Annotated in this window: 19 protein-coding genes; 1 reads left to right on the top strand and 18 read right to left on the bottom strand. The window is 58.0% G+C overall.

Going from position 1 to position 16,630, the window contains the following annotated elements; genetic code table 11:
• From PGR09_RS15125 to PGR09_RS15040, 18 genes are all read right to left on the bottom strand, one after another.
• Nucleotides 1-1,230, bottom strand: a complete 1,230-nt coding sequence (locus PGR09_RS15125; RefSeq protein WP_047078861.1) for a beta-ketoacyl-ACP synthase — start codon at nt 1,228-1,230, stop codon at nt 1-3.
• Nucleotides 1,227-1,958, bottom strand: a complete 732-nt coding sequence (locus PGR09_RS15120) for a 3-ketoacyl-ACP reductase FabG2 (protein WP_047047872.1) — start codon at nt 1,956-1,958, stop codon at nt 1,227-1,229. The genes PGR09_RS15125 and PGR09_RS15120 overlap by 4 nt, the downstream gene beginning before the upstream one ends.
• Nucleotides 1,955-2,431: a 3-hydroxy-fatty acyl-ACP dehydratase gene (locus PGR09_RS15115; RefSeq protein WP_045397087.1), complete on the bottom strand. Its 477-nt coding sequence runs from the start codon at nt 2,429-2,431 to the stop codon at nt 1,955-1,957. Before PGR09_RS15115 ends, PGR09_RS15120 begins: the two co-directional genes overlap by 4 nt.
• The gene (locus tag PGR09_RS15110) at nt 2,431-3,597 is read right to left on the bottom strand and encodes a beta-ketoacyl-[acyl-carrier-protein] synthase family protein (RefSeq protein ID WP_047078862.1); all 1,167 of its coding nucleotides are present in this window, start codon (nt 3,595-3,597) and stop codon (nt 2,431-2,433) included. The genes PGR09_RS15115 and PGR09_RS15110 overlap by 1 nt, the downstream gene beginning before the upstream one ends.
• Nucleotide 3,598: 1 nt before the next feature.
• Nucleotides 3,599-4,183, bottom strand: a complete 585-nt coding sequence (locus tag PGR09_RS15105) for a DUF3261 domain-containing protein (RefSeq protein ID WP_047078863.1) — start codon at nt 4,181-4,183, stop codon at nt 3,599-3,601.
• A complete protein-coding gene (locus tag PGR09_RS15100) occupies nt 4,180-6,498 on the bottom strand; it encodes an MMPL family transporter (RefSeq protein ID WP_047078864.1) in 2,319 nt (772 codons plus the stop codon). Before PGR09_RS15100 ends, PGR09_RS15105 begins: the two co-directional genes overlap by 4 nt.
• Nucleotides 6,467-7,072, bottom strand: a complete 606-nt coding sequence (locus tag PGR09_RS15095; RefSeq protein WP_045397076.1) for an outer membrane lipoprotein carrier protein LolA — start codon at nt 7,070-7,072, stop codon at nt 6,467-6,469. The genes PGR09_RS15100 and PGR09_RS15095 overlap by 32 nt, the downstream gene beginning before the upstream one ends.
• Nucleotides 7,069-7,491, bottom strand: coding sequence for an acyl-CoA thioesterase (locus PGR09_RS15090; RefSeq protein WP_047047887.1), 423 nt, complete (start codon nt 7,489-7,491; stop codon nt 7,069-7,071). The genes PGR09_RS15095 and PGR09_RS15090 overlap by 4 nt, the downstream gene beginning before the upstream one ends.
• Before the next feature lie 3 nt (nt 7,492-7,494).
• Complete coding sequence (locus tag PGR09_RS15085) at nt 7,495-9,186, bottom strand: glycosyltransferase family 2 protein (protein ID WP_430916274.1); 1,692 nt, start codon at nt 9,184-9,186, stop codon at nt 7,495-7,497.
• A complete protein-coding gene (locus PGR09_RS15080) occupies nt 9,177-9,530 on the bottom strand; it encodes a hydroxymyristoyl-ACP dehydratase (RefSeq protein WP_045397064.1) in 354 nt (117 codons plus the stop codon). The genes PGR09_RS15085 and PGR09_RS15080 overlap by 10 nt, the downstream gene beginning before the upstream one ends.
• Nucleotides 9,517-10,866: an AMP-dependent synthetase gene (locus tag PGR09_RS15075; RefSeq protein WP_430916273.1), complete on the bottom strand. Its 1,350-nt coding sequence runs from the start codon at nt 10,864-10,866 to the stop codon at nt 9,517-9,519. Before PGR09_RS15075 ends, PGR09_RS15080 begins: the two co-directional genes overlap by 14 nt.
• On the bottom strand, nt 10,863-11,444 hold the full coding sequence (locus PGR09_RS15070; RefSeq protein WP_045397056.1) for a hypothetical protein: 582 nt from the start codon (nt 11,442-11,444) through the stop codon (nt 10,863-10,865). Before PGR09_RS15070 ends, PGR09_RS15075 begins: the two co-directional genes overlap by 4 nt.
• 6 nt (nt 11,445-11,450) lie before the next feature.
• Entirely contained in the window at nt 11,451-11,702 is a 252-nt protein-coding gene (locus PGR09_RS15065) for an acyl carrier protein (RefSeq protein ID WP_047047899.1), read from the bottom strand.
• A gap of 11 nt (nt 11,703-11,713) precedes the next feature.
• Nucleotides 11,714-11,971, bottom strand: a complete 258-nt coding sequence (locus tag PGR09_RS15060) for a phosphopantetheine-binding protein (protein ID WP_045397051.1) — start codon at nt 11,969-11,971, stop codon at nt 11,714-11,716.
• Entirely contained in the window at nt 11,952-12,767 is an 816-nt protein-coding gene (locus tag PGR09_RS15055; RefSeq protein WP_047047901.1) for a lysophospholipid acyltransferase family protein, read from the bottom strand. The genes PGR09_RS15060 and PGR09_RS15055 overlap by 20 nt, the downstream gene beginning before the upstream one ends.
• Nucleotides 12,764-13,486 carry a beta-ketoacyl synthase chain length factor gene (locus PGR09_RS15050; RefSeq protein WP_047065888.1) on the bottom strand — a complete coding sequence of 241 codons (723 nt, stop codon included), beginning with the start codon at nt 13,484-13,486 and terminating at the stop codon, nt 12,764-12,766. The genes PGR09_RS15055 and PGR09_RS15050 overlap by 4 nt, the downstream gene beginning before the upstream one ends.
• A gap of 20 nt (nt 13,487-13,506) precedes the next feature.
• Entirely contained in the window at nt 13,507-14,568 is a 1,062-nt protein-coding gene (locus PGR09_RS15045) for a class I SAM-dependent methyltransferase (protein ID WP_315711743.1), read from the bottom strand.
• 62 nt (nt 14,569-14,630) lie between these two features.
• Complete coding sequence (locus PGR09_RS15040; protein WP_045397034.1) at nt 14,631-15,026, bottom strand: lipoprotein; 396 nt, start codon at nt 15,024-15,026, stop codon at nt 14,631-14,633.
• Nucleotides 15,027-15,409: 383 nt separating this feature from the next.
• On the opposite strand from PGR09_RS15040, the gene PGR09_RS15035 reads away from it, so the two are divergent.
• Nucleotides 15,410-16,630, top strand: a complete 1,221-nt coding sequence (locus PGR09_RS15035; protein ID WP_045397030.1) for an MFS transporter — start codon at nt 15,410-15,412, stop codon at nt 16,628-16,630.

Here is a 16,630-nt window from a genome sequence, read left to right as displayed (position 1 = left end):
TCACGGCCAGCGCTGAATAATGATTGAGGTGTTAATGCCGCCGAAGGCGAAGTTGTTGCTCTGCAGGAATTCACAATCAATCTTGCGCGATTCGCCCATGATGTAGTCAAGGTTGCCGCAGTTAGCATCTGGATTATGCAGATTCAGCGTAGGCGCGAACCAGCCCTCGCGCATCATCTGCAGACTCATCCACGCCTCCAGCGCCCCGCAGGCGCCAAGGGTATGGCCGAAATAGCTTTTCAGCGAGGAGATCGGCACGCCGTCGCCGTAAATCGCCGCCGTCGCCTGGCTTTCGGCGACATCGCCGCGATCGGTTGCGGTGCCGTGGGCCGAAATGTAGCCAATATCCCGGGCGCTTAAGCCTGCCATTTTTAACGATTGTTCCATGCAGATCTGCATGGTTTCACGCTGCGGTTGGGTGATATGCGCGGCATCGCAGTTGGTGGCGAAGCCGATGATTTCACCGTAGATAGTCGCGCCGCGCGCTTTGGCGTGCTCCAGCTCTTCCAGTATGAGAGTACCGGCGCCTTCGCCGATCACCAGCCCATCGCGCTGTTCATCGAACGGGGCGGGGGTGAGGTCGGGCTGTTCATTACGCTGGCTGGTGGCGAACAGGGTGTCGAATACCGCGGCTTCCGACGGGCATAGCTCTTCCGCGCCGCCGGCGACCATCACCGTTTGATAGCCGTGACGAATCGCTTCCCAGGCGTAACCGATCGCCTGGCTACCGGAGGTACAGGCGCTTGACGTTGGAATAACGCGGCCGCGCAGGCCGAAAAACAGCCCGGTATTAACGGCGGTGGTGTGGGGCATCATCTGCACGTAGGTGGTGCCGGTAATATTGTTGGTGTGCTTTTCCGTCAACATAGTGGCGAACTCGCTCACCGGGCCGGTACTGCCGGTTGACGAGCCGTAAGCGATGCCGGTTTCGCCGTTGCTCAGCACGGCATCATCGATAAGCCCGGCCTGCTCGAGCGCCAGTTCAGTGGCGCGGGTAGAAAGTAGCGACACGCGGCCCATCGCGCGAATACGCTTACGGGTATAGTGGGCCGGTAGGGTGAAATCATCGATTGGCGCGCCCAGTAGCGTATGCAGACCCTCGTAAATACGCCACTCCGGCATGGCGCGCACGGCGTTTTTATAACGCTGCAGCCCCGCCGAAACATCCTGCCAGTTGTCGCCAAAGGCGGTGACGCCGCCCATCCCGGTAATGACCACACGACGTGTCATAACATCCCTCCATTGATTGAAATGACCTGTCGGGTGACATATCCCGCAATATCCGACATTAAATAACTGGCAAGCCCTGCCACCTCGTCCGCCTGTCCCATGCGTTTCATCGGGATCATCGACATCGCCTCTTTTAGCGCAGTCTCTTCCATTTCGATCATCCCGGTGTCGATAAGCCCCGGGGCGATGCAGTTGACGGTGATTTTGCGCTTCGCCAGTTCAATGGCCAGCGCTTTGGTGGCGCCGATGATCCCCGCCTTAGCGGCGCTATAGTTGACCTGACCCCGGTTGCCCATGACGCCGGATACGGACGAGAGCGTGATGATACGCCCGCCCTGGCGCGCGCTAATCATCGGCATGATGCAGGGATGAATGACGTTATAGAAACTGTCGAGGTTGGTGTGGATCACCGCGTCCCAGTCCTCTTCGCCGAGCGCCGGGAAAGCGCCGTCGCGGGCGATGCCGGCGTTGCTGATAATGCCGTACCATGCGCCGTGTTCGGCCATATCCTGCTCAAGCACGTCGCGACACTGCGCGCGGTTGGCGACATCAAAGCTCAGCAGACGACCCGAGCCGCCAGCGGCGGTAATCGCCTCCAGCGTTTGCTGTGCGCCCGACGCATCGCGATGATAGTGGATGCCGACCACAAAGCCATCCGCCGCCAGCTGACGGGCGATAGCGCGACCGATGCCTTTACTGGCGCCGGTGACCAAAACTGAACGACTCATTCTGACGCTCCTTGTTGAAATAGGGTGTTAAGTTCTGTTGGCGTCGGCTGGAAAGTATTGACCCGTCCGCTTGCCAGTTCTTCATCGTCTGCCGTAATGGCACATTCGAAGCTGCCGAAACGCTCGTCCTGCATTAACAGCTTTACGGTGATGGACAGCGCCTTGCCGCCCGGCAGGTATCCTGCCGCGCAGACTAACTCGCGCGCGCCAAGCACCATGCCTAGTGAGATGGACGTTTGCCCCTGTTGTTGGCGGTGCCATCCGGACCAGACGCCAACGGTTTGCGCCATGAGTTCCAGGGCGAACCAGCCGGGGAGATTGCCCTCGGCATCAATAAACGGCGCCAGGACGCCATGGGTCGAGACCGTGACCCGGCAGGTAGCGGTTTCGTCGGTGACATTGACGACCTCTTCCAGCAGCAGCATTGGCGGCTTGTGCGGTAGATAAGCGCCGGGCGATAAGTAGTGGCTCATTAAATGCTCCCGAGCAGAATGCTGGCGTTATTACCGCCAAAGGCAAACGAGTTCGACAGGATAATCGGCCGCGGCAACGGTAGGGGACGTTCGATAATCCCGCACGGCGGAAGGGTCGCGTCGCGCGGCGACTGGCTGAAGTCCTGCGCCGGCAGCAGCAGATTGCGTTGCAGGATCAGCATGCCGATGGCGGCTTCGGTGATCCCCGCCGCGCCCAGCGTATGCCCGGTCAGATGTTTGGTGGAGCTGCATGGCACCTGCTCGCCAAATAGCGCGTTGACGACGTGAGACTCTATCCGATCGTTCAGCGGTGTGGCGGTGCCGTGCAGGTTGATATAGCCCACCTGTTCAGGGGCGATGCCCGCATCGTCCAGCGCCTGCTGGATAGCGCGAATTGCCCCTTCTCCCTCAGGATGCGGGGCGGAAATATGCCAGGCGTCGCTGGACTCGCCGATACCCAGCAGCGCGATAGGCTGCGGCTCGCGGGTCAGCAGCATCAGCGCCGCCCCTTCGCCGATAGTGATGCCGCAGCGATCGCGGCCAAACGGCTGGCACTGAGTCGTGGAGAGCGACTCCAGGCTGTGAAAGCCGTTAATCGGCATTCGGCTGAGGGTATCCGCGCCGCCGACAATCGCCACATCCGCCAGCCCGGCTTCAATCAGTCGGCGTCCGCTGATAATGGCTCTGGCGCTGGATGAGCAGGCGGTTGACAGCGTAAATGCCGGGCCATCCAGCGCCAGCCAGTGGCTGAGAAAACGCGACGGGTCTCCCAGCTCCTGCTGCGGATATTGCCAGGCCGCGCTTTCCGCGCCGCTAAGGGTCAACGTGACGTGCGCGTCACCTTCGTCGAGCCCCGAGGTGCTGGTGCCAAGCACTACGGCAACGCGTTCACGCCCGTATTGGGCGATGGCGTCATCCACCTGCGGCTGAATTTGCGCCAGCGCCGCCAGCAGCAGTTGATTATTGCGCGAACGATGGGCGCTAAAGGTATCGGGAATGGCGGGTAATTCGCCGTCCACGCCCGCGAAAACCGCCTGCGGATGTCCCTGTAGCCACCCCTCGCGCGGGTGCATGCCGGGCGCGATACCGCGAGCCAGATTGGCGGCGACTTCATCATTATCGCGACCCAGCGCGTTAATCATGCCGACGGCAGAAATGTAGATCATCTCAGTCACCCAGGTATTGAATGGTGATGTGGTATTTAAAGACGTGCTGTTCGATGCTTATCGGCACGCGCTTGCCTTTGCGGTTGATATAGGTGATTTCCGTGACCAGCTTCCCGTGCGCGTTACGCAGTTCGCGTTTGTCGCCGCGGTCGGTTAGCGTCCAGCCTTTCGGCAACTGCGGCAGCCATGCGCTAACCGGCCAATGGCTGAGCATGACATCGGCCAGCACCTGGCTGGCCGGCGGCAGTTGCGGAACCACGATTGACTGTTCAGCGCGCAGCCCTTTTTCATCGTAGGTCACAAGAAACAGACGGATACCGACGGACGACAGGCCCGCCAGCGTGAGCTTTTTATCATCGGCATTGAGCATGACCAGCAGCGACTGGGTTTGGCCGTTGAAGCTGCCGGTGAGCAACTGTTGCGAGCTGATAGCCGGCGAGATGCCAGGCGGCGGTAAAGTGACGCGCGTACCCGGCTCAAGCCATGCCTGCGGGCGGCCTTGCGGCTCCGGCTGCGAATGGCTGCAGCCGGCCAGTACTAAGGCGGCGAGTAGCGCGAAGGCGCGCCAGAATGATGGTCTTATCATCGTCTTTTTTTCTCTTTTTTGGTCGGCATCGCCAGCGGCGAAAGCAGGAAAGCGGTGAAAATGCCGCTCACCAGAACAATGCCAAAACTGCTAATGGCCTGAGTGGCGCTAAAGACCAGCATGCCAAGCGTTAATAAGGTGGTCATCATCGCCAGCGTGACCGCCAGCAGCGATGTCAGCGGCGTGCCGCGCGGGTTGCTGAAAAACAGCGTGTAGTTAATGCCGATGCCCAGTACCAGCACCAGCGCCAGCAAGGAGAACAGGTTAACCGGGTGGCCGCTAAGCGCCAGCGCCGCCAGCCCGCAGCCCAGCGACAGTACCGACGGCACCAGGCTTATTAGCCCTTTGCGCCAGCCAAGGCGGAGAACGGCGCCGCAGGCAATCACCGCCAGCGCAACGCACAACAGTCCGGTTAAAATATGGCGGTAGAGCGCGAAAAGCTGGTCGAAATCGCTTTTACGATCGACCCACGCAACGCCAGCCTGCTTTGCGCTGAGCGCCTTTAGCGCCGCGCTGTCTTTCACGCCGCTCACCGGGACCAGAACGCCGCTTTCGCCATCCGGCAGCGTCAGCCATAGCAGCCGCCAGCCTTCGCTGGCCGGGCTGGCAAGCCAGTCGTCGACCGTTACCGGCATCGGGTTGAGATCGGGATTAACTTTTGCCACCCCGGCGTGACTTAGCGCCTGGCCGACGACGGGCGCGGCGCGTTGCAGCAGGGTAAGATCCTGCTGCTGTCGGGCGAGCGAATTCAGCGGAATGGCGCGATATCCGCTGAGTATACCGTCGGTTTGCGCCTTAGCCAGCGCGGGCATAAATGCTTCCAGCCGTTCCAGCGTTTGCTGGGCGGATTCGCCGTACACCACAAACCACTTCTGGTCGACGCTTTGTCCGGTGAGCGCGGTAATCGCTTTTTCCTGAGCCAGAATATCCTGCGGCAGCGCCTGGAGCTGCGAAATATCATCATCCACCCGCAGCGTCGCTAGCCCCGCCAGCGACAACAGCGCCAGCGCAACGGGGAGGCCGATGGACAGCTTTTTATTGCGCCGCCAGGCGGCGAGCCAGCGTAACAGTAGCAGCATTGCCGGTACCGGGCGCACGGGGAGCCCGCGGCACAGCCATGGATGCCAGAAAATCACCGTCAGGCATGAGGCGCTCAGGCCGACCGCCGCGAAGAGCGCCATCTGGCGAACCGCCGGGAAGGGGGCCAGCATCATAATCAGATACGCCACGACGGTGGTGAGCAGCGCCAGCAGCAGCGCATGACGCACTTTGGCGAGACTCTGCCACGGGGTTAATTCCGCGCCATGCACCATCCGTTCGGTCAGATAATAGAGCGTGTAGTCGGCGGAGATGCCGATGATGCTCATGCTCATCACCAGGGTCATCAGATGCAGCTCGCCAAATAGCAGCAGCGTGACGACGGTGCCGGCCAGCGCGCCGATCGTGATAGAGAGCAGGCACAGCAACAGCGGGCGGAGCGAGCGAAACGTCGCGACGATCAGCAGGATCACGCCGAACAGCGTCGCCGCGCCGAGCGTAGAAATATCGTGCTTCGCCTGCTGGCTGGCGTAATCGCTATAGAACACGGTGCCGCGTGACAATAGCTGCGCCTGCGGATACCGCGTTTTCCACTCCTTCTCCAGCTCGCCGAGGGTCGTGACCAGCCGGTGCGTCTGCTGCATATCGAATGACGATCCCGCCAGTTCGCCATGCAACAGATACCATACATTGCCTTGGGCGTCTTTGGTCACCAGCCAGCCGTCCTGCAGCTGCATCCGCTGGCCGCCTTTCGCCATCGCCAGCTGCGAACCGCGCATCAGCATCAGCGGATCGTTTTGCAGTTCTTTGCCGCTGACGCCGGAAAATGCCGAATAGAGCTGCGTGAGGATCCATTGCGCCTGCGCTTCGCCGCCGTTTTGCAGGCGCGCGCGGGTAGCGGGGTCAATTAAACCGTTGCGATGTTGCCAGAAAAACGCGCCCCAGGCCTGCTGGCTATCGGCATCCATTGGGCCTTTTACCTCGGCCAACGCCTGCGATTGTTGCAGCCGCTGCAGCCAGTCGCGGGCCGCCTGCGGATCGGCCTGTTTACCGGGGCTGACCAGCCACACCAGCTGGCGGTCAAGACGCTGCATAAAACCGTCGTTCAGGCTGGGCGGAATTGCGCCAAGCGTCTGTTTCGGCAGCATAGCCAGTACGCTGCTGTTAAGCCGGGCCTGCGGCAGCAGCGACAGCAGCGCGCCCGCCAGGATCAGGCAGACGACGGCCCATAACAGCGCAGGGCGTTTACTGGGCGGCAAAGCGTTGGCGTTCGTCATCGGTCAGTTGCGCTGGCGTCAGTTGATGTTGGGAAAGCGTAATATCGGTGCGATCGCCCTGTTTGTCGTTGAGCTGAATATGCTCCAGATAGGTTTTTCCGGCTAAATCGATGCGGGCAAAAATCTTATCCAGCGGCGTAGTGATGGGCGTCAGGCGCAGCGTCCACTGGCCGTTGCCTTTATCGGCAAATTCCACGCGGAAGTTTTCTTCCAGGACTTTACGATCCGCCTGGAACAGCGCGCGCAGTAAATGGTTGAACTGGAACATCTGCGGGTTGTTTTCGGCGGTGATAGTCTGCGGCGGCTGGCCGTTAATCGCCTGCACCATCCGTTTGTCATCCAGCAACAGCTGCATTGGGAACGGCGAGGTTTGATCCCACAGCAATCCCTTGTCGCGGGCGATCAACATCTTCCCCTGGGATCGCAGCGGCTGCGGCAGATCCTTAATCGTGCGAACTTGATCGAAATGGGCGCGTACCACCGGCTGTTCGGTGAACCGTTGTTGTAGGGTATCAAGCGTCAGGGCGCTGACCAGCGGGCTGATAAACAGCCCTAACAGCAGCAGTAATCTCATGGCGTGACCCCCATGCGTTCAAACAGGATATCCGGGCTGACGAAACACATCTCGCGGCTATTTTCATCTACCGCGACTTGGATGGTGTATCCGGTGGTGGTGCGCTTGCCGCTGACGGCATCAAAAATTTCGTAGCCGATGCGCAAGCGGTTCTCAAACTCTTCTATCCGCGCACGTACGCGAATGCGCTGTTCGAAGGTAATGACGTCGCGGTATTTCACGCGGGTATCCACCACCGGCCACAAATAACCCGAGGCTTTCATCTGCCGGTAGCCGTAGTTGAACTGGTTAAGCAGCGCCTCACGGGCAATTTCGAAGTAGCGAAAATAGTTGCCATGCCACACGACGCCCATCATATCGATGTCATGAAACGGGATAGTCAGCTCTACTTCAGCAGTAAAACGGGGATCGTTAAGCACCCTTTACTCCTTATCTTTGGGATCCGGCAAACGCCAGAAATCGAAAAAGTTAAACCAGTCGAGCGGCGACTGCAGCGCGTAGTGTTCCAGCCGTTCGGCGTAGCGGTCGATGCATTGCTGGAGCGCCTGTTGGCGATCGGCGCGCGGCAGCAGCAGCGGATCGGCGAACGGCTCGCAGTAAATGCGCAGTTTGTCCTGCTGGCGGAGAGCGAAAATCAAATTCACCGGGCAGCGCAAAATAGCCGCGAGAATGAACGGCCCCTGCGGGAAGGGGGCGTCTTGTCCCATAAAACGGCTCCAGCAGACGCGCCATTCGCCGCCGCGCTGCGGGTTAACCGCAATACGGTCGCCGACAATAGCGATCCATTCGCCGCGATCCAGCTTTTCTTGCAACAGCATGGCGGTTTCCGGGCCGATATCGGTCACCGGCATCAGGTTGAGTCCGGCCTGAGGCGCCATCTCCGCCATAATTTGTTTAAAACGTTGCGCGTTTTCGCTGAATACCAGGGCGTTGATGGTTTTGCTGCCCTGCAGTTGCGCCAGCGCGCGGCAGGCCTCGACATCGCCGAGATGCGAGGCCAGCAGTAGTTTTCCTCGCGGATCGCTGATATTCAGCGTCTCCTCGGCGCCTGCGGCAAAGACCACGTCGCGACCAAACTGTAGCTCGCCGCGCCAGCTGGCGATTTTATCCAGCATCGCCTCGCCAAAGCGCAGGAAGTGCCGGTAGCTGGTCAGGGTTGGCGGTATCGGCATCTGGCGCGCGGCGAGCTGTTCGCGCGCGCGGGTGATCCATTGTTGCGACGCGCGGCGCGCCGTCGCTGCCGTCAGCCAGTACACGCCGACTACCGGATAAAGCAGCAGCGTGAACGCCTTGCGCCCCAGCAGCCGCCACACCAGCAGCATCAGGCGCATTCCCCATAATCCTTTTACCTCCTGCTGGCGCGCCCAGTGCGGCGAGGCGCGGCGAAACAGCAGCGACGGCATCCGCGGCAGCATGCCGAGGGACAGACGCGTGTGCATCAGCGAGATGCGGCAGTTATCTTTGAAGGCATCAAAATGCGACAAACCGTCCGGTGGATAGGTCACGCGGGTCGGAACAAAGTAGCTGGTATTCCCCTGCCAGTAGAGGCGCACCATCACTTCGGTATCGAAATCCATACGCTGGCCGAGCGTCACGCGCTGCGCCAGCCGTAGCGTTGGCGTTATCGGATAGACGCGAAAGCCGCACATGCTGTCTTTCAACTGCAGCGACAGCGTTTCAATCCATACCCAGACGTGGGTTATCCAGCGCCCGTACAGGCGCGAACGCGGGATAGAGTCGTCGTAAATCGGCTGCCCGGAAATCAGCGCTTCAGGATGCGTCTGCGCCAGCGCCAGCAGTTGCGGAATATCTTCGATGGCGTGCTGACCATCGGCATCGACCTGCACCGCATGGCTGAACCCGGCTTCCGCCGCGGCCTGTAGCCCACGGATCACCGCTGCGCCTTTGCCCGCGTTCTGTGGTAAGCGGATTAGGGTCAGGCTGGCGGTTTCCGCCGCCAGCCGCTCCAGCTGCTGCCGCGTATTGGTATCGCTGCCGTCGTCCACCACGATGCACGGCAGGCCAAAGGGCTGCAGGCGCGCCAGTACCCGCGGCATCATTGCGCCGTGGTTATAGCAGGGGATCAGAACGCAGGGAGAGAAATCTAGCGGCATAAGCGAATTTTCCCGCTGCTGGCGGTGTGTCGCGCTTCGCCGTCGTGGCGCAGATAGCTAAACGTCAGAGTCTGGCGCGCCTCCTGCCAGTTGAGGGCGAGCGTAACGGTCGTGTCCGGCAATAGCGGCGACTGAAACTTCACGTTCTGAACGCTGTGAAAACGCCAGCCGGGGGCCAGCAGCATGGTGGCGTAATGCATCGCCCAGTCCATCTGTGCGACGCCGGGGAGCAGCGGCTGCACGGCAAAATGGCCGCGAAACCAGAATAGAGCCGGGTCGAGAGAGAGTACGATTTCAACCCGATCGGCTTGCGGCTGACGGCGCTCAATTTCATGGGGCTTCATGAAATAACTCCTGTAATTGCGCGTAGACACGCTTGTTCATGCTGTTAACGGGGATCTCGTCAATCACCCGCCAGTAGCGAGGGATGGCCACAGGTTCCAGCAAGGCGCGCAGCGCTTTTCGCCACTGTAATTCCTGACTTTTTCCCCAGCGGCGACGGGCGTCTGGGTGCAGAACTAACAACGCGCCAACGCTCTGGCGACTGCCGCGGGTAATAGGCAGGGCGGCGGCATCAAGAATGCCATCCAGTTCCAGTAATCGATGTTCCACTTCGCTTAGTGAAATGCGCTTCTCTTCAATTTTCACCACCCGGTCGCGACGACCTGCCAGCTGGAATTGACCGCTTTCATTGAAATGCAAAATATCATCGATAACCAGGCCGTTATCGTCGGCGATAAGCGGCGAAAATAGACGAATTGTGTTGCCCTGCGGCTGAAAGCGAATGCCGGGGAACGGCTGCCACGGCGTATCATCCTGCAGGCGCTGGCGGCAGGCGATAACTCCGCTTTCCGTGCTGCCGTAAATTTCATCCGGCCAGACAGCAAACCAACTGGCGGTTTGCACCGCATCCTGCCACAGAAGCTTGCCGCCGGCGGACAAAATCATCGCGACCGGTGGCGGGGGCAACTGGCGATCGAGACGTTTGAGGAAAGCCGGACTGCTGATAAAAAGATAGCGATGGTCAGGGTTCAATGCCGTTAACTGCTCGGCATACTCAATCATCGCCGCGTGGAGCGGCAAACCTAGCGCCATGGGCAGGAACAGGCGGAACGTCAGGCCATATAAATGCTGTGGCGCGACCGATGCCACTACCCGGCAGTCTGCCAGGCGTCCGGTATAGTGCGCGGCTAACAGCGCCGCCTCGCGGTCGAGACTCTTGACGGGCTTACTAATTCGCTTCGGTTCACCGGTAGAACCGGAGGTAAAAAGCTCAATATCGGCGTCATCGTCGATTGCCGGGAATGCGTATTCGTGGGGGGCGGTCGTCATGGCGGAATGCACAACCTGTAGCGGCCCGCGCCACGCCAGCGCCTTATCGCTCAATATGCCGTCGAAAAGCGCCCGCTGTTCGTTTAATAACGACGCGCGACTGTGGCCGGGAAGCACAGGCGTTTTTCCCGCATGCAGCGTGGCCAGCAGGGCGACCAGAAACAGGTAGCTGTTATCAAAACAGAGCGCCCAGCGTTCGCCTTGCTGTTGCTGCAAACAGGCAAGCAGCTGGGCGACATCGTAGCGCAGATGCGCCAGCGTCCAGCGGTGTTCTTCCTGCCACGCAATCAGCGTGTCCGCCGGACGCGCTGTGCTGAGCCACTGGGCCAGCATAAGGGGCTGCTTCATGGTTTATCTCGTTTAATCATCTGCTGGCGGGTCAGCCACTCGCCGGCCATCAGAGTTCCCATCAGAAGATAGGAAATCATGCCGTTCCACGCCGTCCACAGGGACATATCGCCGTATAGCGCAGTAAACAGCGCAACGCCGCCGTTGAGGATGAAAAAGGCGCACCAGATTTGGGTAACCCGGCGGGTGTAACGCACGGCGCGCTCGGGAAGAACCGGTTCCCGCAGCCGCGCCAGGCGCTCGACTATCGGCATGCTTGACCACAGCGAACCGCCAAACACTGCCAGCATGACGCTATTTACTACTACCGGATAAAACAGCAGCAGCTGATGGGTTTTTAGCAGATAGCTGGCAATGCACAGCGTCATGCCAGCTGCCGCTACGACCTGAGTAACCACGCTCAGTGGTCCCGCCTGTCGCCGGGTCTGGCGAAAGCGTAAAAACAGCAGCAGCGCCATTAACGGTAGTAGCCATTGCAGACTGTTATGCGCGAGGCCAAACCAGACTAAGAACGGCCAGGCCAGCAGCAATACCCCTGTCATTAACGGAACGACCGGCAGCGAGCGTATGCCCGACACGGTGAATTACGCTTCTTTCAGTAAGTGTTCTACCGCATCGACGACATCCTGCACGGTGCGTACGGTTTTAAACTCTTCTGGCTTGATTTTCTTGCCGATTTTCTTTTGCAGATGGACGATCATGTCGATGGCGTCGATGCTGTCCAGTTCGAGATCTTCGTACAGGCGGGCCTCAGGTTTAATATCCTGCGGATCGATTTCAAATACCTTCACCAGCAGCGAGGAGACTTCTTCGTAAATGGCTTGTTGTTCGGTCATGACGGTTCTCCTCAGGCACGCTGCGCTTGAATAAATGATGCCAGCGTGGCGACGGAGAAGAAGTGCTGACGCATCTCTTCGCTCTCAGCCGACAGCACCACGCCGTACTGATTTTTCACCGCCAGGCCCAGCTCCAGCGCATCGATGGAGTCCAGACCCAGGCCATCGCCAAACAGGGCGGCATCGGTGTCGATATCATCAGCGGACAACTCGTCCAGGTTCAATGTACTGATTATCAGATTCTTAATTTCAAGATAAAGCGCTTGCATCATTAATTCCTGTTTCAGGTGTAGTGCCTGATTCTAATTTAAGCAAAATATGCCGGTTTAACTGCCGTGCGGCCAGCGCCGGTTCTTGTTTATTTGCCTCGTAAAACTGGTCTATTCGCAGCCGTTCTCCGACTTCGACGGTAAATAACGGCTTCGTTCGCGGCGCGTCGTACCACTTGCTCTGTTTACCCAGCATATGCTCGGTGCAGCGGATGATGACGACGCGCAAGTCGCTGCCGCAGCGCACGGCGATATTGGCCGCGCCGCGCTGTAGCTGCATTTTTTCTCCCGGCACCGTTCGGGTTCCTTCCGGGAAAATCAAAATGGTATCGCCCTGCTGTAAGCGCTGCCGGCTGGCCGGGAGCAGGGCATCGGCGCGATCGTTAATCAAATAATCCGCCGCGCGGATCACGCCGCTGACAAATGGGTTTTTCAGCAACGCGCTTTTCACCAGGCAGTCGGTCTCCGGCATCACCGAGGCCAGCATAACGTAGTCGATAAGGCTGGGATGGTTGGCGACCACCAGGCAACCGCGTTCCTGACGTAAAATATCGCGCCCTTTAATCTGGTAATCGAGTACGCCGACGCCTTTCACCACGCTGAGAAAACAGCGGAAACTGAGCGAAATACTGCGCCGTGCGATGCGGCGACGGCGGGCCTTATCGCGCACCAGAATCAGCAATAGATTGAACCAAACAACAGAGAGCAGCAGCCCGCCAAGGCCAAACAGCGCGAAACAAAAACCGGTCATCGCCGCGCGCCAGAGCCGATTAAGGCGACACAGAAGAGTGTTCATGAACGGCTCCACTGCCATTGCACGCGTTCGCCGGGCAGCGTGAATGCGCGCGCATTCTGCAAATAATACTGTAAAAACAAAAGGCTTTGCGGCAGCGTGCTCTCTTCGACTGCGTCATGACGTTGCGCTTTGCAGCGCCATTGGCTTCCCGCTTCAATGACCCACGCCACCGCGTAGGGCCAGGTTGGCATCGCCGGTGGTAGCTGCGAGTGATAAAATTCAGGCAGAAAACCATCGAAATCAACCATCAAGACGCGCTGATAGCCCGCCTGTAGTAGAGCCATCACTTCATATAAACCCTGTTGGAAAGTATCGCGTCCAGCGGAAAGCGATGACGATGCAATGGGTTTTTTCGCTGCAATCGTCAGATTGCCGACGGCGGAGTTATGTACCGATAGGGCGAAATCGGTAGGCGAGAGCGCCTGCTCCAGCGCCAGAGCGTGCAGGATGCGATAGTTGCGCTCGAGTTCGCCGTGACGGCTGGTATAGAGAACGGCGTCGATCTCATGGCGGCGCAGCATCGCCAGCCCGCACTCCACGGCCAGCCTGCTGCCTGAACTGAGTCGACGGGCGGTCATCATCGGTAATTCGCTAAGTTTGGCCGGCGCCGCGGTTGGATCGATGGCGTGCAAATGCTGTGACCACCGTTGCCACTGCTCGGTGCCACTGACTCCAGGCGCGAAGGCCTGCCAATCAACTATGTTAAATGCAAATGTCATCTACACGCGTCCGCGAAAAATCAATTATTCTTCTGACATATCAACAAGGTATGCCCAACGCCTAAATTATCGTGGCGTTGTTCTACCCGGAAACCCGCCATTTCCAGATAGCGATAAAACTTCTCTACGCTGTAGAAACGACTGTTGCCGTTGGCCATACAGGTAAAGTAGAGCGAAGACGCATTCAGACTAAATGATGCTGCTTCAAACTTCTGCGCATCCCAGAACAGCTCCAGAATACACAGGCGCGCGCCGGGTTTCATGACCTGCGCAACGTTACTGAGTAGGGTGATAATTTGTTCCGGGGAAAAACAGTCAAGGAACTGGCTCATCCACCAGATATCCGCCTCTCCTGGTAAGGGGGCATCACTCAGCATATCCACAGCATGACAGTCAATGCGATGGGTAAGGCCCGCATTTTCTATATTTTCGCGGGCCAGCGCAATTTGTTGTGGCAAATCTAATAACGTAATCGCGATATTTTCATCATACTCACAGCAGCGCAGCGCCCACTTACCGGTATTTCCGCCGACATCGTACAGGGTTGCGGGGTGACTGGCGAATACATGTGGCAGCGCGGCGCTGAACGCACCGTCGGAATAGTAATGATCGAAAGCAAACCAGCTTTTACGCGCCGCTTGCGGAAGTTGCGATAATGCCGGGTAAATTGTTGGCCACTCACCAAAAACTTTTAAACCAGATGGTTTACCTTCCTGTAACGCATTTTCCAGAAAGAATAATCCCTGATAACAAACGTCCTGAGTAAAATCCATATTTACACGGGTCATCGTATCATGGAGTAAGAAATGTCCCACTTTAGCGAGGTAATAGCGTTCTTCTTTATAGGTAACAATACGGCCGCTTAATCCCATATCCAGCAAAACGCCTACAGCATATTCATTTCCCTCACAATTTTCGCTAATTGCTTCAAGGGTCGCGCCGCGTTTACCTTGCCGATCGAGATAACCGAGGATACCTGAGTTACGCAGACATAACGCGGTTTGAAAGAGCATGGGGGCGAAAGCGATGCGTTGCGCTTCCGTGATGGCATCCAGCGCGCTAAGAGAGTCCTGTTGATACACGTTCGGCACAACCTTTTATATCAATGTGAGGGGAACGGGCCAATACTGGCCCGTTGGGGAGTTTACTTCTGCAACGCCGTATTAGCGGCGAGGGCGACCTGAATATCTTTATCGAGATTATGTACCCAGCGATTATAGTTTCTATGAATCTTTCCGCCGGAAGCCATCAGGTTAAGGCTACTCACGTAATTAATAGAATAACCTGTTGCTGAGTAGTTAATTTTAATATCCGCGGAGTGGGCCCGGTTTTGTAAATGTCCTTTGATAACGCCAGGGCCTGCATCGGACATAATCCATTCACGCTGGACACCAGCCTGGAGAATAGCGCTTTTGACCTGAGCTTCAGTATGACCCGCGCTAACCGTAGTTTGTACCTGTTCGATCGGCGCGGTGCGCGCGCAACCCGCCAGCGCGCCGACAACCGTGGCGGCAACAATCCAGTGAATAACCTTTTTCATGAATACTCCCTATCAATATATTGGTTGAGAAAATACTTAGGTCAATGGCAAAAATAATAATGTCGTCGTGATGTCGTGTTTTTTATTCAGGTTGTTTATTAAATTTGCTTTACTTTAAAAATGTGACAGATAAATATCCTAATGTTATAGGAATGCTGATTTTAGGATAAAACGACGGCGCAGGTACGCTGCGGGGCGAAGTATAAGTAAATTAACTCTGCTTAATCAATGAATATCATCGGTAAGTTATGTCGTAATTTTACGACTTTTAAATTGCAAATCGCCGTTTAATTATTGGCAGGGTAATATTGCAGATAAAGGGCTGCTTTTTTGTACACGCCGTGATAATAGTGAAGCGTGTCGTATCAATTTGGTGGACCCCGATGCCTGAACCCGTCGCCGAACCCGTGCTCAGTGGATTGCGCCTCAATCTGCGGATTGTCTCCGTCGTTATTTTCAACTTTGCCAGCTATCTCACTATCGGCCTGCCGTTGGCGGTTTTGCCGGGCTACGTTCACGATGTGATGGGATTTAGCGCCTTCTGGGCCGGGCTGGTGATTAGCCTGCAGTATTTCGCCACGCTACTGAGCCGACCGCAGGCCGGGCGCTATGCCGACCTGCTAGGGCCGAAAAAAATTGTCGTTTTCGGCCTGTGCGGCTGTTTTCTGAGCGGCTTGAGCTACCTGCTGGCAGCCTGGAGTAGCGGTTGGCCGCTGCTGAGTCTGCTGCTGTTATGTCTGGGACGAGCGATCCTCGGCATTGGCCAGAGCTTCGCCGGCACGGGGTCGACGCTATGGGGCGTAGGCGTTGTCGGCTCGCTGCATATCGGGCGGGTGATTTCGTGGAACGGCATTGTGACCTACGGCGCGATGGCGATGGGCGCGCCGCTGGGCGTGCTGTGCTATTCATACATTGGCCTCAGCGGCCTGGCGATGGTCATTATGGCGGTTGCTCTGGTGGCTATCATTTGCGCGCTACCGCGAACGGCGGTGAAGGCAACGAAAGGGAAAGCGATGTCATTTCGTGCGGTGCTCGGCCGGGTTTGGCCTTACGGCATGGCGCTGGCGTTGGCTTCTGCCGGCTTTGGGGTTATCGCGACCTTTATTACCCTGTTTTATGACGCGAAAGGCTGGGACGGCGCGGCCTTTGCGTTAACGCTGTTCAGCTGCGCGTTTGTCGGCACGCGGCTGCTTTTTCCCAACGGCATTAACCGCTTAGGCGGCCTGAACGTGGCGATGCTTTGTTTTAGCGTGGAGGTTATTGGCCTGCTGCTGGTGGGCTTTGCACAGACGCCGCTGATGGCGAAAGTCGGGACTTTCCTCACCGGCGCGGGGTTCTCGCTGGTCTTCCCGGCGCTGGGTGTGGTGGCGGTTAAAGCCGTGCCGCAGCACAATCAGGGCTCGGCGCTGGCGACCTATACCGTCTTTATGGATTTGTCGTTGGGGATAACCGGGCCGCTGGCCGGGCTTTTGATGGCGTGGACCGGGATACCGACGATTTATCTGGCGGCGGCAGGGTTGGTGATGGCGGCGCTACTATTGGGTTGGCGGTTAAAAAAACGGCCCCCGGTGGTTGAACCGGAGGCCGCTGCATCAGGGCAATAA

This window comes from Klebsiella sp. 141251, assembly GCF_050600725.1.
GTDB classification, from domain to species: domain Bacteria; phylum Pseudomonadota; class Gammaproteobacteria; order Enterobacterales; family Enterobacteriaceae; genus Klebsiella; species Klebsiella aerogenes.
The sequence above is the reverse complement of the archived record's forward strand: the minus strand, read 5'-3'. Positions and strand labels throughout refer to the sequence as shown.

Coding starts and splice junctions, on each gene's coding strand:
- PGR09_RS15035 (WP_045397030.1), top strand. CDS start 15,410: ATGCCTGAACCCGTCGCCGAACCCGTGCTCAGTGGATTGCGCCTCAAT.
- PGR09_RS15110 (WP_047078862.1), bottom strand. CDS start 3,597: ATGATCTACATTTCTGCCGTCGGCATGATTAACGCGCTGGGTCGCGAT.
- PGR09_RS15105 (WP_047078863.1), bottom strand. CDS start 4,183: ATGATAAGACCATCATTCTGGCGCGCCTTCGCGCTACTCGCCGCCTTA.
- PGR09_RS15055 (WP_047047901.1), bottom strand. CDS start 12,767: ATGAACACTCTTCTGTGTCGCCTTAATCGGCTCTGGCGCGCGGCGATG.
- PGR09_RS15100 (WP_047078864.1), bottom strand. CDS start 6,498: ATGACGAACGCCAACGCTTTGCCGCCCAGTAAACGCCCTGCGCTGTTA.
- PGR09_RS15080 (WP_045397064.1), bottom strand. CDS start 9,530: ATGAAGCCCCATGAAATTGAGCGCCGTCAGCCGCAAGCCGATCGGGTT.
- PGR09_RS15120 (WP_047047872.1), bottom strand. CDS start 1,958: ATGAGTCGTTCAGTTTTGGTCACCGGCGCCAGTAAAGGCATCGGTCGC.
- PGR09_RS15125 (WP_047078861.1), bottom strand. CDS start 1,230: ATGACACGTCGTGTGGTCATTACCGGGATGGGCGGCGTCACCGCCTTT.
- PGR09_RS15060 (WP_045397051.1), bottom strand. CDS start 11,971: ATGCAAGCGCTTTATCTTGAAATTAAGAATCTGATAATCAGTACATTG.
- PGR09_RS15115 (WP_045397087.1), bottom strand. CDS start 2,431: ATGAGCCACTACTTATCGCCCGGCGCTTATCTACCGCACAAGCCGCCA.
- PGR09_RS15095 (WP_045397076.1), bottom strand. CDS start 7,072: ATGAGATTACTGCTGCTGTTAGGGCTGTTTATCAGCCCGCTGGTCAGC.
- PGR09_RS15050 (WP_047065888.1), bottom strand. CDS start 13,486: ATGACATTTGCATTTAACATAGTTGATTGGCAGGCCTTCGCGCCTGGA.
- PGR09_RS15085 (WP_430916274.1), bottom strand. CDS start 9,186: ATGCCGCTAGATTTCTCTCCCTGCGTTCTGATCCCCTGCTATAACCAC.
- PGR09_RS15075 (WP_430916273.1), bottom strand. CDS start 10,866: ATGAAGCAGCCCCTTATGCTGGCCCAGTGGCTCAGCACAGCGCGTCCG.
- PGR09_RS15040 (WP_045397034.1), bottom strand. CDS start 15,026: ATGAAAAAGGTTATTCACTGGATTGTTGCCGCCACGGTTGTCGGCGCG.
- PGR09_RS15065 (WP_047047899.1), bottom strand. CDS start 11,702: ATGACCGAACAACAAGCCATTTACGAAGAAGTCTCCTCGCTGCTGGTG.